General features: G+C 52.7%; 18 protein-coding genes. 9 read left to right on the top strand and 9 right to left on the bottom strand.

From position 1 onward, the window contains the following. Nucleotides 1-16: 16 nt before the first annotated feature. The 5 genes from PTT45_RS00225 to PTT45_RS00205 all read left to right on the top strand — a co-directional run bounded on the left by PTT45_RS00225 (nucleotide 17) and on the right by PTT45_RS00205 (nucleotide 4,526). A complete protein-coding gene (locus PTT45_RS00225) occupies nucleotides 17-262 on the top strand; it encodes a hypothetical protein (RefSeq protein ID WP_273810669.1) in 246 nt (81 codons plus the stop codon). A gap of 275 nt (nucleotides 263-537) precedes the next feature. Then, a complete protein-coding gene (locus PTT45_RS00220) occupies nucleotides 538-807 on the top strand; it encodes a hypothetical protein (protein ID WP_273810668.1) in 270 nt (89 codons plus the stop codon). Between the two features lie 119 nt (nucleotides 808-926). Continuing rightward, nucleotides 927-1,424 (top strand): hypothetical protein, encoded by a 498-nt coding sequence (locus tag PTT45_RS00215; protein WP_273810667.1) that lies wholly within the window; start codon nucleotides 927-929, stop codon nucleotides 1,422-1,424. Nucleotides 1,425-2,053: 629 nt separating this feature from the next. Continuing rightward, complete coding sequence (locus PTT45_RS00210; RefSeq protein ID WP_273810666.1) at nucleotides 2,054-2,764, top strand: inovirus Gp2 family protein; 711 nt, start codon at nucleotides 2,054-2,056, stop codon at nucleotides 2,762-2,764. 403 nt (nucleotides 2,765-3,167) lie between these two features. Further along, nucleotides 3,168-4,526, top strand: a complete 1,359-nt coding sequence (locus tag PTT45_RS00205) for a hypothetical protein (RefSeq protein WP_273810665.1) — start codon at nucleotides 3,168-3,170, stop codon at nucleotides 4,524-4,526. Nucleotides 4,527-4,657: 131 nt separating this feature from the next. Here PTT45_RS00205 and PTT45_RS00200 read toward each other — a convergent pair whose 3' ends face one another. Next, nucleotides 4,658-5,512, bottom strand: a complete 855-nt coding sequence (locus tag PTT45_RS00200; protein ID WP_273810664.1) for a hypothetical protein — start codon at nucleotides 5,510-5,512, stop codon at nucleotides 4,658-4,660. Nucleotides 5,513-5,635: 123 nt separating this feature from the next. On the opposite strand from PTT45_RS00200, the gene PTT45_RS00195 reads away from it, so the two are divergent. Next, nucleotides 5,636-5,776, top strand: a complete 141-nt coding sequence (locus PTT45_RS00195) for a hypothetical protein (RefSeq protein WP_273810663.1) — start codon at nucleotides 5,636-5,638, stop codon at nucleotides 5,774-5,776. Between the two features lie 501 nt (nucleotides 5,777-6,277). Here the strand turns inward: PTT45_RS00195 and PTT45_RS00190 are convergent. Together PTT45_RS00190 and PTT45_RS00185 are read right to left on the bottom strand one after the other, a co-directional pair. Further along, the gene (locus tag PTT45_RS00190; protein WP_273810661.1) at nucleotides 6,278-6,889 is read right to left on the bottom strand and encodes a hypothetical protein; all 612 of its coding nucleotides are present in this window, start codon (nucleotides 6,887-6,889) and stop codon (nucleotides 6,278-6,280) included. Between the two features lie 70 nt (nucleotides 6,890-6,959). Continuing rightward, nucleotides 6,960-7,301, bottom strand: coding sequence for a hypothetical protein (locus PTT45_RS00185; RefSeq protein WP_273810659.1), 342 nt, complete (start codon nucleotides 7,299-7,301; stop codon nucleotides 6,960-6,962). 137 nt (nucleotides 7,302-7,438) lie between these two features. Between PTT45_RS00185 and PTT45_RS00180 the strand changes: the two genes are divergently transcribed. Beyond that, complete coding sequence (locus tag PTT45_RS00180; RefSeq protein WP_273810658.1) at nucleotides 7,439-7,786, top strand: helix-turn-helix domain-containing protein; 348 nt, start codon at nucleotides 7,439-7,441, stop codon at nucleotides 7,784-7,786. A 390-nt stretch (nucleotides 7,787-8,176) separates the two neighbouring features. On the opposite strand, the gene PTT45_RS00175 is transcribed toward PTT45_RS00180, so the two are convergent. From PTT45_RS00175 to PTT45_RS00155, 5 genes are all read right to left on the bottom strand, one after another. Continuing rightward, nucleotides 8,177-8,353, bottom strand: coding sequence for a hypothetical protein (locus PTT45_RS00175; protein WP_273810657.1), 177 nt, complete (start codon nucleotides 8,351-8,353; stop codon nucleotides 8,177-8,179). Between the two features lie 35 nt (nucleotides 8,354-8,388). Further along, nucleotides 8,389-9,339, bottom strand: coding sequence for a recombination directionality factor (locus PTT45_RS00170; RefSeq protein ID WP_273810656.1), 951 nt, complete (start codon nucleotides 9,337-9,339; stop codon nucleotides 8,389-8,391). Nucleotides 9,340-9,429: 90 nt separating this feature from the next. Then, nucleotides 9,430-10,434 (bottom strand): YqaJ viral recombinase family nuclease, encoded by a 1,005-nt coding sequence (locus tag PTT45_RS00165; RefSeq protein WP_273810654.1) that lies wholly within the window; start codon nucleotides 10,432-10,434, stop codon nucleotides 9,430-9,432. A gap of 75 nt (nucleotides 10,435-10,509) precedes the next feature. Then, on the bottom strand, nucleotides 10,510-11,478 hold the full coding sequence (locus tag PTT45_RS00160; RefSeq protein ID WP_273810653.1) for a DUF932 domain-containing protein: 969 nt from the start codon (nucleotides 11,476-11,478) through the stop codon (nucleotides 10,510-10,512). Nucleotides 11,479-11,567: 89 nt separating this feature from the next. Beyond that, a complete protein-coding gene (locus PTT45_RS00155) occupies nucleotides 11,568-11,894 on the bottom strand; it encodes a hypothetical protein (RefSeq protein ID WP_273810652.1) in 327 nt (108 codons plus the stop codon). A gap of 260 nt (nucleotides 11,895-12,154) precedes the next feature. On the opposite strand from PTT45_RS00155, the gene PTT45_RS00150 reads away from it, so the two are divergent. After that, nucleotides 12,155-12,439 (top strand): helix-turn-helix transcriptional regulator, encoded by a 285-nt coding sequence (locus tag PTT45_RS00150; protein WP_273810651.1) that lies wholly within the window; start codon nucleotides 12,155-12,157, stop codon nucleotides 12,437-12,439. 16 nt (nucleotides 12,440-12,455) lie between these two features. Next, nucleotides 12,456-13,919 (top strand): YfjI family protein, encoded by a 1,464-nt coding sequence (locus PTT45_RS00145; protein WP_273810650.1) that lies wholly within the window; start codon nucleotides 12,456-12,458, stop codon nucleotides 13,917-13,919. Here PTT45_RS00145 and PTT45_RS00140 read toward each other — a convergent pair. After that, on the bottom strand, nucleotides 13,916-14,605 hold the full coding sequence (locus PTT45_RS00140) for a hypothetical protein (RefSeq protein ID WP_273810649.1): 690 nt from the start codon (nucleotides 14,603-14,605) through the stop codon (nucleotides 13,916-13,918). The genes PTT45_RS00145 and PTT45_RS00140 overlap by 4 nt on opposite strands. Nucleotides 14,606-14,818 lie beyond the last annotated feature (213 nt).

Raw genomic sequence — 14,818 nt, 5'->3', positions numbered from 1 at the left:
ACCGGAGTTTACATGGATGCACTTTATTGCTGTCTCCGCTGCAGCACTGGTCATGCTTTATGGCTTGAATATTGTTTATAAGCGCGTCAAAGCCAAAGGTCAGGGTTTCGGCCCCAACTCTCTCAAGGCAGTTGGAATTGTTCTTTTCATCCCAACAATTCTGATTCTTGCAATACTGACGAATTTTCAAACCGAAACTCTTGCTGCTCTTCTTGGTACCATTGCCGGATACGTGCTTTCAAATAGCAAGCCCGAGGATTAATCGTGTGCTCAGGCGTCCACCTTCTGCAGCCATAGGGTTGGATGGAGTCTGCTGAAGACTGGATGCTTATTTTGAATCTTAGCCTTCAGGTCAGGACAGCCTTCATCCAGGAGTTGCTATGATCCGTTCTCGCTCTATCTAAAACTAATATTGCACTACCCTCCAACAAGCCACGCGCTGTTCGCCATTGCCATGTGGCTTGTGTTATTTGCGATAGCCTGCTGGCAGGCGCCTCAGCTTGCGGAGTTTCGGCATCTCAGGGGCTTGAGATCAGCATGTGGCAGATCTTTCTGGCGGGCTTCGGCGCCTGCTTGCTGCTGCTCGGCAAGCATCGCGCTTTCAACCGGCCTCATTTCAGGCGTCACGCAGTCGAGATCGCTGTGTACCGTCGATTGAGTAAGGTTCAACAGAACATGGTTGCAGCAGGTATGACTAATACCAATGCTTACAAAACGGTGAATAGCGAGATAGTGCGGCTACGCGAACGATTGGGCTTTTGGGGCGACACCGTGGTCTTCTATCGCAAGCTGCAAATCCTGATCTAGGTATTCAGCTGGCTGCACCATAAGCTCAAGAATTTCTTCCTCTACTGAATGCGACCCGGCTTCACAGAGTTAGCCCCCCCGCATTTTCTGTGCCTGATAAGGAAATTGGAGTACGCGCAATGACAATCAATCTGGACACTAAAGCCATCAGAGGACTTACGCGTCTCGCGCTTCCTGCTGACGATGGATACATTTACCGGCTAGGGGTTGCGCTATATGGATTTGCTTCCATAAGCAGTTTTATGTCCGAAGTAGCTCACCACCTTGACCCGCTCGTGGACCGTACAGCGCTTCAGGCAAAAACAGGTGGCATTATCTTGAGCGAATTCCGCAATAGCGTAGAGAAAGCTAAGGTTTGTAAGCCGGAAGTTGAGCCCATTGGACGCGTCGCCGCTGATATGTTCCAAGCGTTGAATACCCAGCGTTCGGACATCGTGCATGCCTATCCAATCACCAATAAGGCCAGGCAGCAGATTCTGCACCGCCGTTTGGATAAAAAAAATCGCTACTTTGAAGTCACCAACGATTTTCTGGATGAATTCATTAATAAACTTCATGACGTGAGCAGTAAGCTGTACGAAATCCGTGCCCTCATGAAGCCCGAGCTCGGTGACTGAATATCAAACCTAGGCGGCCACCGCTGATGGATTTACGAAAGTCGATGGGCTTTGGTACAGATAGACTTTCTAAATCTTGGCATCGGGGCCCATTGTGGGACCTCGTGAACATGGGCGCTTAGCATCCGATGATCAGTGGGCTATGGGCGAATAGGGTCTATGGAGCAGTTACTGTCAAAGAGGTACGTCACTGCCTGAGTAAGTCGACGATGGCATCTCAAGGACGCGATTACGACGCTTATGCCTGGTTTATCTCCGGAATTCGGATATAGCAATAATGCCTGTGTTTTGGGGGCTTTTGAGTTGAATTTGCCCCGGTTTTAAGGGAGTTGCAGTTTCGGTGCGGGTATTATGCTTTTACTAGCTATTCCTATCCTAAGAATCTACCTGCGTGATCAGCAGCAAGCATCAGTGCTGATCAAGTCCCACACCTGTGGCTGTACACGCAGCCACTTCCTAAAGCACCAGCACCGCGCTGCGTACAAAGAACTCTGTCCGCCGAGTAATCAATTGAACAGCAGGCGCGCCGAGGCCAATGCGCCACACCGAGAGGTGTATAGGTGAGGTGTCGGTAAAAAAGAACACAGCTCTCACAGGTTATGAAACTCAACCACTGAGAGCTCATAGCCATGTTCGACCTTACCAAGACGTACACTGATCCCGATCAGCAGTACCCCCTGCGTCACCCCGGCAACAACAACCTCCACCTGCACTACGATGAGACCTTCGAGCGCCTGCCCCTGATGAGAAACAAGGGGCCTTTCGTCCGGGAGTATCTGTCTGACCTCAAGCGCACTATCGACCTAGCCTTGGCTGAGTATCCGAGGCTGTTGGCTTTCAGAGTGGATCTTCGGTTGCCCCGCGGCATTGATCTACCTGCTCACGCCTATACGAACGAAGTCATTAGCCGATTCTTCGAGTCGTTCGCCAAGAAGATTAGGTATCACCAGAACAAAGTGCGTGAGCGTAATGGCTTCGCTCATGGCTGCAAGGTACGGTACGTCTGGTCGAAAGAAACAGGGGGCAGTAGGCAGCACTACCATCTGCTGATCCTGGTCAATCGCGACGCCTACTACACGATAGGGAGGCTGGGTTCAAAGGGAGGAAACATAGTCAGTCGCATAGAGGCTTCTTGGGCTGGTGCGCTGGGGTTGTCGGTGAGTCAGGCCAGAGGTCTAGTGGAGATCCCGGACAATGCTGAATACCGTGTGGACCGGCGCGTTCGTCGTGGTGATGTGGATGAGCTTCCAGCGCTGTTCTATCGAGCTAGCTACCTATGCAAGATGGCTACTAAGTCCTACGGTGATCGCCAGAAAGGGTTTGGAAGTAGTAAGGGGTGATGCGTGTGCTTGAGGAGGGGCTTACAAAATTTTGCATCACTCGGCATTGGGGGAATACCTTCACGTAGCAAGTGGAGGTCTTTAACTAACGATCGCTATTGGCTGTGGATTGAACTGGTGACGAGAAGTTGTTTCCGGCCGAGGCTGTGTAAAAACGTTTTCGAGCATGGCAGGCATCAAATTTCAGGCTGAAAAATGTGCGCCTACGAAAAATCCATATCTGCTAACGTGCCGATAAGTTCCAGATTTCGCGTAGATGCGCGCACTTCAATTCTGTCCAGATGTTTTGCACACTCTGGGCCAAGAGCTGACGTCAGCGGTGTATATAGATAGACGCTGCTGAGCCAGTACAATTACCGTAATACGGGTAGCATTTCTGAACAGTGCGCAAGGATGTTGCTATATGACAGTTTCCCGCGAACGTCTAGCCGACCTCTTGGTTGACCCACGAGAGGATCTTGATTGCGAGATCAAGAATTGGCTCGATCTGCAAGATTCAAGCGATGACAAGGCGACTTTCGCAAAGGCTGTTCTCGCCCTCGTTAACCACGGTGGTGGGTTTATCATGCTCGGTCTCGTTGAAACTGATGCGGGCATAGTGGAAGCAGAAGGGCGACCTGCCACACTAGATCGTTACAGCCAAGACCTGATTAACGGCATCGTGCAAAACTACTGTGATCCACCGTTTCACTGTGCGGTGCATATCGTTACAAATCCGGTGGGTGCCGTCTTTCCTATCGTGATCGTTCCCGGCGGGCATCGCGTGCCTGTTAGAGCACGCAGAGCCGGGCCAAATGGAAACACCGTTCAGAACAACGCGATCTATATTCGAAAGCCGGGCCCTCGTAGCGAAGTTCCCCAAAGTGCGCAGGATTGGGATGACCTCCTAGCTCGATGCCTTCGGAATCGGCGCGACGAGATGTTCGATCAGATCAGAGACTTGATATCTGGATCTGTTCCACAGGTGGAGCAACCGCCTGAGCCTGCCAGGCTCGATGAATGGATAATGTCTAGCCATGAACGCTGGAGGGGACTCATCGAGCCACTCCCTGAAAGAGTTGGGCCTCGCCTACCCCATGGGCGCTTCAGCGTCGCCTACGAAATAGTCGGCGAACGCAGGCAAATCGCCCCAGCACAATTCCCCGAGCTACTTAGAGCGAGCGTTGCGAGACACACAGGCTGGCCACCGTTCTGGTATCCGACGCGGGCCGGAATTCAGCCTTACCCATTTGGCGGCGCTGTCGAGTGCTGGTTGGGAGGTGATCCCCAAACTTCGGTAGAAGATCGAGATGCGGCGCACTCTGACTTCTGGCGGATCCATCCAGATGGCTTGGCCTTCATCCTTCGTGGCTTTCAAGAAGATGGTATGGATGCGCAGCTACCGGGACGCGCCCCAGTTCCCCCCGCTACTGTTTTCGATATAACCCTACCGGTCTGGAGGATTGGCGAAGCTCTGCTGCACGCGAGAAGCCTCGCCGCCAATCTCTTTGAGGGCCCAGCCACGATTAGGTTTGTTGTCCATTACGAAGGGCTCGCCGGTCGATCCTTGGTAAGCATCACCAACCGCCGCCACGTTTGGGAAGGCAGAGTTGCCCGCCAAGACACGATCACTTTGAGTACACACGTTGACGCACAGACGATAGATCCGAACCTGCCGGAGATTGTTCACCCCCTTTTATCGCCTCTCTATGCGCTTTTTGATTTCTTTGAACTACCGATGCAGTTAGTGGTGGACGAACTCGCCAACATGAGAGGCGGCTAATTTCTGAATTTCCACTGCGTGGCGCTATGGAAAGACTGCTATTGGCCGCTTCGAGCCTGTCCTTACAGGCCGGGATCGATCAGGTAATGCCAGTACTCGTGGCGAGTACTGGCACTTTTTGCAGAGCGGAGTCAGCTATGGTTGAGAGGAGGCACAATGACAGCTGTTATGGGCCTATCGTCCGGCGACGTCGCTGCAGCGTTTACAACGGTCGATGGGATTTGTACCTGCCTCCCGTTGGAGAGCTTCCGAAGGTGAGCATTTCGAGCATGCGTGCGCTTAGATTGGCCAGTGCCGCCGCCCTGATTTTCGTCACCACCTTCAGATGAGGTGGGGCGTTTGCGAAGTTGGCGGGTTCGAGTTTCAACATCCCAGGCGGTGATTTCCTGTGCAGGAATCATCTGGAATCCAGATGGCGTCCGCCTGGGCTTTGGAGCAAAAGGCCTACTTGCAGGGGGTACCTGAGCTGTTATGGTACAAAGCCTATAAAGCAAGCCCGCGATGGGAAGGATATCTTCCTCCAGGGTGCTTTTCAGGATTTCGAGGAGTTCCTCAGGGTGTTTTTGGTTCTCATTTGGAAGTGGTGGGCGCTTCCAGTAATCCCCTAAAACCGTTGCCTGGAATAAGTTTCGGTCATCGTTGTCCATTCCCCACCCAGCCGCGCCTTTCTTCCAGTTTCGAATGATGTCAGCACGTGAGTTCATGGGTTCACGCACCTTGTGAATCTGGTATTCGATCCGCACATGGACGACATCGGTCAGCGAATGAAAAACCGGCTCGTCACGGTCCATCAATATAATCAGTCCCAACTCTCCATTGAGATAGTCGTCGAGATAGGCAAAGAAACCCGACAAGGGATCTCCTAGCCATGAAAAGCCCGGTGTAGGCACGTAGATACATGGTTGAGGAAAGTGAAGGAACATTTTGGGATCAGGATCGCTTGGAATTCCGGTCTCGCAGGCGTCCGTAACGTCCTCATTGCTCATCACGAATATCCCTTTCGTGAGGCGCCAAGAGGCTAGGCCGGCAATGACATCGATGTCACGTAAGCGCTTACTCTGTTCCAGTTTGCCTGGTCGGCTGTAACGACCGCGCGTAGGGAAGGGGTCTTGAAACTCGTGATTCAAAAATCTGGTGGGGATGAAGCAACGCCGGTCCCACTTGGTCCCATGCTCATGAGCGAGCTGGCGGACACCGTCAACCTGCTGCCAGATGCCTTCATGTCGTTTGCTTATTTTGGTAAGAAATGATTGCGCACGAGCGAACGCTGCCGCAATTAGAGCGGATTGTGTCATAAGGACTCCATACCGATGATGAGTCATATCCAGGTTCCCGCCTGGTCAGGGCACAGGTTGTGCCAGCGCTGAGTTCGGTTGACTCAAGCACCATTTTTATGCCTCGATGGGCACCTTTTCAGCCTATTTCAAGCTGGGTTGCAGTGTAAAGGGAAATTGTGAAGGGTACGCCGCAGTTCCTTTGACAGCGCGAGTGATCAATGGAGTAGTCAGTGGTCGTGCTTCATCAGATTTGAAGCGAGCATGGGCTATGGATCGGCTAGCGCCACGTACCTACCGACCGAGTGTTCATCAGATCGCCTCGGGCAATTCTCGAACGGCTGCAACTGCCGATCAGAGAGCAGATGTGCCTCCGGCTCCGAATGTCTCAAAGTCTCTTCTTTAAGAAAAATAAAATGCCTGCCCCAGGAGGCAGGCATCTTCAGCTATGACTGGAATGTCCTACGGCAGGGCATGTCACTCCTCTTTAGGTAGTCCACAGCCAACCCGGATCTCATTCATCATGTCGAAACTGATGGGGAAGTTTGGGTTGTCTTCCAGAATGCTTGCTACCTCTTCGTCGTAACAGGACTCCTTGCCGTAGTTGGCTGGAAGAGCCTTGCTCGATGCATAGGCATCTTGACCTTGCTGGGGGCCGACGTCACTTCGATAGGCTGTGGTGTCGCCATCGGAGTTGAAGTCCAGGTACCAACCTGAATCGATGAGGTAGTGAGCCTTTGCTCCTCGACCAACAAGGGTGCCTTGTTTAAATCCATCCCAGTCGTTCACAACCGCACAACCTAGATCAGAGCAATACACGGGCAGATAGCCGTGAACGGTTTCCAGGTAGCGTTCCCCGGTTTCCCGGTCGACGAATGGGAGCTGTTTGAAGCGCGGTGTGGCCTCTCCAGCCACTCGACAATCAAAGGTGCTGTTCTTGTTTTTAACCTTCGGGCAGACATAGACGTTTTCGCCTGCAACGTAAGCGGCTTGCGCGTCTTTAGCGGTCGCGTAGTAACCGACAACTACCGTGGTTGAGAGTGCGGCAGCGAGGCCGAGGAATAGGGTACTTTTTCCGGTCATTAACATGATCGAATTCCTTTCGTTTGAGAGTGGGGAGCCCAGGCTTGGGCGTGCAGTGATTGACCGTCGTGAAGCGTTACTTCTTCTTTTTGTAACGCACCACGATTCGGTTGTAGGTCGGGTACTTCTCTATTTCGTAGTCGGGATTGATGGTCACGAGGTTGTGCAATGCGATTCCTGTGGCTGAGAGCAATCCAAGAGCTCCGGTGATGCCACCTGCGAAGCTGCCTGCTATCAACCCCACTCGACCAACCGTGTAAACGCGGCACGTCATGCCCGTTGATTCGATCTTGTTTTCCACTAAGCGAATGGATTCCATGAGCTTTCCGCCTAGGCCTACTACTTCGAAAGACTCCTTGCGGCTGATGAGTTGAGAGAGTTTGGCGGTGGCCAGATCCTCAAAGGTCAGTTGTGTCATGGAAGGATCTCGTGTGTTTAGGATGTGGAGTCGACTTTTCTGGATTGATATCAACCTTTAGGGGTGGATAACAACCTCTGGGGCCCTTCATGTCAAGAGGGTGGTATTCGACCATTCAGGTTGGCCTGGAGGGTGCGATGCCGAAGTCTGAACAAACTAATCTCGCTAAAGTGATTGGCTTGGCGATTGCCAGGCAGCGAGTGTTTTGCGAGCTGACGCAGGAACAGGTCGCAGAGAGGCTGGGGATAGGTGGTGAGGCTGTATCCCGTATTGAACGCGGGATTGTCATGCCCACCGTGGAGAGGCTGGTTGAGTTGGCATCGATCTTCGGCTGTGAGACAGCCGAGTTGCTGACTGAGGGTAGCTCGCGACCGGAAGACCAGGCGCGGCGCCTGCAGAACCTACTGACTACCTTGAAGGCGGACGACCGGACGCTGGTACTGGAAATGGTGGAGCGTCTGGTGGGTCGCCTCAGCCACGGTTGAGGTCTTCCTGATTCTCGAGGCCTATGTCGAACAAAGCCCCACAGCGCAAGCACAGACAATCGAAGCCCGCAAAGTGATAGCGGGCGACATCTTCAGCCGCATCTCGTGCTGCAGAATAAGCCGGGATAATTGCTGCCAGTCCGCTGAGAAGATCAGTACGGCTGCGTCTCTCGTGTGTACGCTGGGTTCTCTGAATCGCTCCGTCGATCAGTCCGACTAACAGCGCAAGGCCCCTGGCCGCGTCACGGGGTATTACGGCCTTAGATTCGCAGATTAAGCACTGTCTGTTCATCGTTCAGTCTCCTAATAGGGTAATAGCAGCCAGTGCTTGTCTGGCTGCTGAACATGGTGGGATTACTGCTTGGATGTAGTGGTGTTCTCGATCTGTTCCTAATCCGGTATATCCAGCACCTTCAGCAGCTTGCTGAGGATCCAGCAGGCCAGCACCACGGCAATCAGCAGCGGCGGAAAGCGCACCATCAGAATCACCAGTAGCAGAAGCACCAGGCAGCCGGTGAGAATGGCGACGAATAGGAACGCTGCAGCAACGACTCGTAGTAGCTTCATCTACATTTCCTCCTCACAGGTAGGTACCGCTCGGCTCACTGGCCTTCAGCTTGTGCAGGTGCTTTATTGGCTCCTAGATGGTGATTAGTGAGTGAGATTTGGCGCTGGGCTTGCGCGTCCAGTTTCTCAGTCAGGCTGGCTGTGGATGAAAGCTGACGAGCCTGGGGAGTTGCCAATGGGCTTTCCACGGCGGGGTAAAGCTCCTCGGCGATCGCGAGGCTGTCCTCCTCGCTGTCCTCGAAGGCGCCGTTACCAAAGCCATGACGCGCCGCCTCATCCAGTGCGGCCTGGTCGAAGCCTGCTGCATGTCGCTGAGCATCAAGAACATTGGCGGTCTGCAGCGCTTCAGCCATGTCTATGCCGCTGCGTACCGTCAGGTCGACATAGAAAATCGGTGTGCCATGGCTTTGCCGAGTCGATTTCCCACGCAGGCGCAGTTCCAGTGGTAGGCAGGCCAAGCGATTGCCGGAAATGGCCTGGAAATAATGCAGGCGAGCCGACAAGGTACGAATACTGTTGAAGCCGGTGGTACGGAACACGAAGCTACCCAGTAGATCGTCGTCGCCAATGACCACGTTCAGTCGCCCGTAGGGCTTACACGCGCCGCCCTTGGCCAGCGGGCAGGCAGCGGGAGAAGGACAGGGCAGCGACTGCATGCCGTCCTGGGTGACACGTTTGCAGGTCTCACCGTTGCCGACACAAACGGGCCGTCCGCTCTGTCGGTCGAACAGGGTGTAGTCGGCTCGAAAATTCAGCTCCGGTTCGTTGAACAGCAACCGCACGGGAATGCTGCGCAGCTTATCGTCCTTACCCTGGCGTAGTTCATCGTTGAGCGGATGCAGCAGCCAACCATCCTTGGTCTGCACCTGAGAGGTAATGGTGAATTGGTCATCCTTCTCCGGCAGACGTTTGCCGTTCTTCTCGATGACCTTGCCAATGGAAATACGCCCTAGAACAGGCGGAGTGATTGCGAGCCCCTTGAGCATGGTAGTTCTCCTGGAAATGAAAAAGGCCAACCGCACAGCGCAAGCTGCACGGGCTGGCCAAGGGGGAAGATTTGAGAGAGAGGAGGGTGATCAACCGATCAGGAATCGCCGGCTGCCTTCTTTGAGCTTGGGATAGCGCGCCTGCAGGTAGGGTTTTTCCTTGAGCAGCCGATCGACATCGAGCACGGTGCTGTCCTTGGATTTTCGCCAGCTCACATAGCCGCTGGAGAACTCTGCACGGCTGGCATCGCCCATGGCTTGCTGCAGCATCTGCTTGAGCTCTGCCTCGCGTTTCTCCTTGTCGGAGATAAATTGGCGCACGGCCTTCAGCTCCAGGAAAGCCGCCGCTAGCCCCGCATGGCCGCTGAGCTCAACGACTTGGCCGCTGTCCTGGGGATACAGGCAACGCAACGCTAGTTCAGCTGACGCACTGCCATCTGCAGGCGGTGGCGTATCAGTTTCGACGTAGTGCCAGAAGCGGCGCTCCAGCTCGATCAGACGGGCGATCATTTGCTCGTCCCGTTCGATGCGATGGATCTCCAGTGTCTGGCCGCCGAGTAGCACTGCGACATCAGCTGTCTGCTTGCCGGTAACGGCGAGCTGGTGCATCACCTGCAACTGCACATACTCGGGTACGCCTTCTTTCCAGAGGCGTGCCCCATTTATGCCGGCCGTTTTGCATTCAAGGATCTGTACATCGTCGGCACCGATCACCTCGCGATCTATGTTGGCCAGCATCCAGGGCAGCTCTAGGTTGGGATGCTGCAGCACGGCATTGATACGGCGTACCTTGTGCTTCGTGCGCTTGCTGTAATGCCAAGCCACGATGGGTTCCAGCACGTTGCCCCAATAAGCTGGGCTCTCCTCATCATGACGATCGGTTTTTGGCAGCGTGGTATCGCGGCCGGTTTTCTCCAGCCACAGTTCCAGCTGAGACTTGTACGGATTGAGACCCACCGCTGCCGCAGCATCTGAACTGCCGATGCCTTGCTTGCGAATCTGCAACCAGTCTTCTCGGGGCAGTTCTTTGGTGTTGATCAGGCGCAGGGCGGGACGTTTCTTGTCGGTGCCGCCGTTCAATGACGTTGCTTTCATGGATGTTCACCTTGCGGACACAAAACGCCCGAGCAGCAGTAGCTGATCGGGCGTTATGGGATGGATGAAGACGCGTTAGGCGACCATCTGCAGGGCCGCATTCAGGGCACGCTGTTTGATCTGCGCGCCCTGGCCAAACCAGGCTGAGTCGAGGCGGTACTCGGTGCTGCGTGCACGTCGTTCATGGTCGACGTACTCGGTCACTGCATTGAGCAGGCCCCATGCGGTGCTTCGCGCCGAGTCCAGCTGGCTGCCGCGACCTCGGCCGTCGTATAGCTCCTGCACTTTGCGCAGCGCACGCTCATTCGGCAGTACCTCGGGCAGAGCACCGGTAGGGCTGGTGTCGCACAGTACGTTCATGAAGAACCCTAGCGCTTCATGCCACTGCACCTTGCGCTCAGCCAGAGCACGCATCTGGTACATGAAGTCATCCCATTGTGAGACGGCAATGCCGAGCTGCTTCTTCACCGGGTTGGAGTCGAAGCGGGTGTTGTGCGGCACTTTGATCGCGCGGGAGGTTCCATCCAATGCGACGGTCAGGGTGTTGTTGCACACCACGCGAACGGTGGTCGGAGTTGCAGTCGTCGCCAAGGTGCCATCGCAGGACGTGGCCAGTAGCAAGTAGCCGTTGACCTGGTCATTGCCTTTGATTGAGGTGCTTTGTCCCGTACGCGCGAGTGCCCAGAACTTGCGGCCGCCCTTGAGTACTCCCGCTGTTTCCAGCTCGTAGCCAGAGACCTCGGTCAGGTCGCGGTAGAACTCCAATACCTCACGCGGTTGCACGGTGTGGTAGCGGCTGGAGACGACAGAGAGTGGTGCCTTGGTATCCGAGCGATAAAGCACCTTTTGCTCCGGGAAAGAGTGGATGGTGCCGAGTGATCCGATGGTGTCGGCCTTGAAATGTACAGGCGACTCCTGGATCTGCCAGTCCATACCAGCTTCGCGTTGCCAGACTTCGATAGGCTGCTTGCGAGGCAGGTTGTTGCCCAGGCCATGCCAGGGCGTTGCGCCGACATAGGCCATTTGTTCGATGAGGTGAGCCATTTGAGATTCCTTATGCAATAGCCGGCATAAGCGCTGCGCATAGCGCAGCACCAGCAATCAGAGATGAGCGAGAGAAGAGGGCGGCCGGATCAGACCGGCTGATTGAAGCGGTGACCGCAGCGCAGGCAGAGGTTGTTGGCCAACACATGGCGGTCGAGCTTTTCGCCAAGCTGAGCCCCCATCGCGCAGCCGCCAGCGCCACCGACAAGACCGCTGAGAATGGCAGATGAAAGAGCGCTGAGGTTTACGTGGGGGGGCTTGGTAAGGCTGCTGATGGCACTAGTCGAGTTACTAAGCAGAATGGTGCCAGCACCACGGAGCGCGCCGCCAAGCATGCCCATGAGCGCGGCGATTCGCATGGCGGTGTAGCGCGTAGTGGTTTGGGGTGAGCCACATCTAGGGCAATGCAATGACATGGGTGAAGGCTCCATAGTGGGGGTGTCATTGCTGTGATGTGTGATTGAGATTTCTTTGAGTCGGAGCGAGGCTGGCGCTGATTGGGAAATATGTGAGTACGCTCTTTCCAGTTGCGATTCCTGCGAAAAATCGCAGGAATCGCAATGGTTCACAGCTTCGATTGTAGCGTTCCGATCGCCACTTTCTTGGGTTTTACGACTTGTCAATCCACCTGCTTGTGCGTGCGATGTAGATCTAAGCACTACAGGTGAGGTGGCTGATGAACACCTTTAACCTGGCTCTGTCGTTAGAAATGAGCGCGCAGGTGAAAAACATGGCAGACATAGGTGCATCAGATATTCGCATTCTCCGGCTCAAGAAGTTGAGCGAGAGAATCGGATTGTCACGGTCGACGATTTATGACCGGATGAATCCTCGCTCCCCAAGGTATGACGAGTCGTTTCCTCGGCCGATTTATTTAGGCGGGGCTGCTATCGGCTGGGTCCAGGATGACATAGATGCCTGGTTACGTAACCGGATCGAATTATCCAAAAATATTATATAAGCTCGAGAATCTTATAGTGAATAAGGACTACATAAAACTACAGCGTTCATTTATTTCTGCGCAACAGGGATTTCCGATCTTTTCAAATGCCAAGCTATTTTCAATGGCGGTAAATGAGGTGGAGGATAATACTCAGGCACCACGTCCGCTTGTTTATATTTCGGCATTATCTGCCGTCTCTCTGGCAGTGCAAGGGGTTATTGATGTGCGAACACCCATAGGTCAAGTCACACCTGTCTCCCTAATGACGTTAGTTCTCGGCGACTCTGGTGAAAGAAAGTCTTTTGTACAAGACAAATTTCTGAAGATATTTAGAGAGATCCAAAGTGAGGAAATAGAAAGATCGAATAAGGGTTTGGCAGCCTATAATTTGGAAAACGATGTTTGGCTCGAGAAAAGACGGCAGTTGGTGAGGCGTCTGGCTAGGGCTGAAGATGCATCTGAGAGCGAAGAGTTGAGGAAATGCCTTATCTGTCACGAAGAAAGTCGGCCTCATGTGCCTAGTGCTATTAGATTTTTATATAAGGACTCTACCTCTCCGGCGCTGCTCAGTGGGCTACAAATTTATCCATACGCAGGTCTGATTACCAGTGAGGGTAAAGAGATTCTTAGCGGTCGTGCTTTTAATGATCTTCCAAAGCAAAATGCATTTTGGAGTGGAGAGAATGTCGTGGTCGATCGTGTTTCTTCTGGGAGCACCCATATATCGAATGCCCGCCTGACAGTGGGGATTATGGTGCAGGGGGATTTGTTCGGTGACTATTTGAAGCGTCGGGGGGAGGAAGCGAGGGCTTCAGGCTTGTGGGCGCGATTCATTGTGGCTAATCCGAAGTCAACTAGAGGCAATAGATTTATTAGTAGTCCTGAGCAGAGTTGGACGGCGATGGATGAGTTTGATAGACGGATAAAAGAAATTTTAGAAAAGGGTATCAATGGTTATAAGTGCGGCGAGGGACGAGAGGTGTTGGAATTTTCTAGGGAGGCTAGCATTGCATGGATAAATTTTTTTAATTTTGTAGAGCGAGAAATTGCTCCCGGGGGCTACTTTGATAGAGTTGCTGATCATGCTTCTAAGCTTGCGGATAATGTTTCACGCGTGGCAGCGGTGCTCAGTTATTTTGAGTTTGGAAGTGTCGAAATATCAAAAGAATCCTTGCTTGATGCTATTGAGCTATGCCTCTGGTGCTCTACCGAGTTCAAGTTGCTATTTACTTCCCCTACAAAAGAAGAGAGGGCCGCAGAGACGTTGCTGCTCTGGCTATATGAGAGGTTCGATGGAGGTGTAACTAAAGTTCGTATGAGTGATTTGCAAAATCATGGTCCTAATTCGACAAGGAAGAAAGTGGACTTGGAAATAGCTTTGGATATTTTGTCTGATAAAATTGATGTATGGCGAGAGGATGGTGTGAAATATGTTGGTGTTTCCACTAGGTCAAAGTCTCGGCGCAGGTATGATGATACCAAATTAAAAGGGCGTTAGTGGTTGCCTTGGATTTCGCGGTTGTTTTTTGATTTGTGCTCTGAGTATATGCTTTTGCTGTTTCCGGATATTTCTTTTTTTATGAAATTGAAAGCATCGCCAGTGTACTTTTCCAGTTCGAACTCTTCTATGAGGTTTTCGATTTTCGGCCTTAAAATTTCAGCAGTTTTTTCTATGGATGGCCAGCCTCCAGCTGGTGGTGAGGTAAGCAATTTTGCAATTTCCTCTTGAGCAAGAATAGATTTTTTTCTCTTGGCCTTACCTCCGGAGCTAGCCCTTTTTTTATTCCTTTTCGTAATCTCTGATAATTCAATTTGCCATTCTAGGGCGCCTAGGTGGTACAGTGCGTAGTTCAGTAAGCTTGCATTAATTTCGAGTTCGTTCCAGTCTCTTGTGTGCTCGGAATATAGTGTTGCGCATAAATAACTCTCTAATAATTTTTCTCTAACTTCGCTGTTGCTTTCCTCTTTGAAAATGGGCGGGTGGTTTGACCAGCATGCCAAAGCGTTTTTCGTTGTTATTTTCTCGGTTTTTTCTAGTTCTAGAATTTTTTTACTTATGTCGCGATGGCTCTCACCGCTCCATAATTTTATGACGACTCGTGTCAGGCAGTTGTAGATTTCTTGTCGGGATGCTCGTTTTTTGTTGTATTTTATGTTTTTGATCGGTTCTATCGTAATGGGCAATTTCGTGATCTCCGCTGTAAGGATTCTATGCTAAATAGTGATCGAGGTTTGCCAAGCCTCGACTAGCGTGGCTGTACTTCTGGTAAGTGCGCTTTACCTTTTCCGTCAATGTTGTAGAACGCAGTTCCTCTACTTCCAGAAAGATATAACAAGGGGTCTTCAGATTGCGGCGCCTTGATGGGTTACTGAATGTTTAGTGAAAGCTAAATTGGC

Source organism: Pseudomonas sp. Gutcm_11s, from assembly GCF_028649395.1.
In the GTDB taxonomy this organism is placed as follows: Bacteria; Pseudomonadota; Gammaproteobacteria; order Pseudomonadales; family Pseudomonadaceae; genus Aquipseudomonas.
Note: the sequence above shows the minus strand (reverse complement) of the source record. Positions and strands in the feature narration are given on the sequence as shown.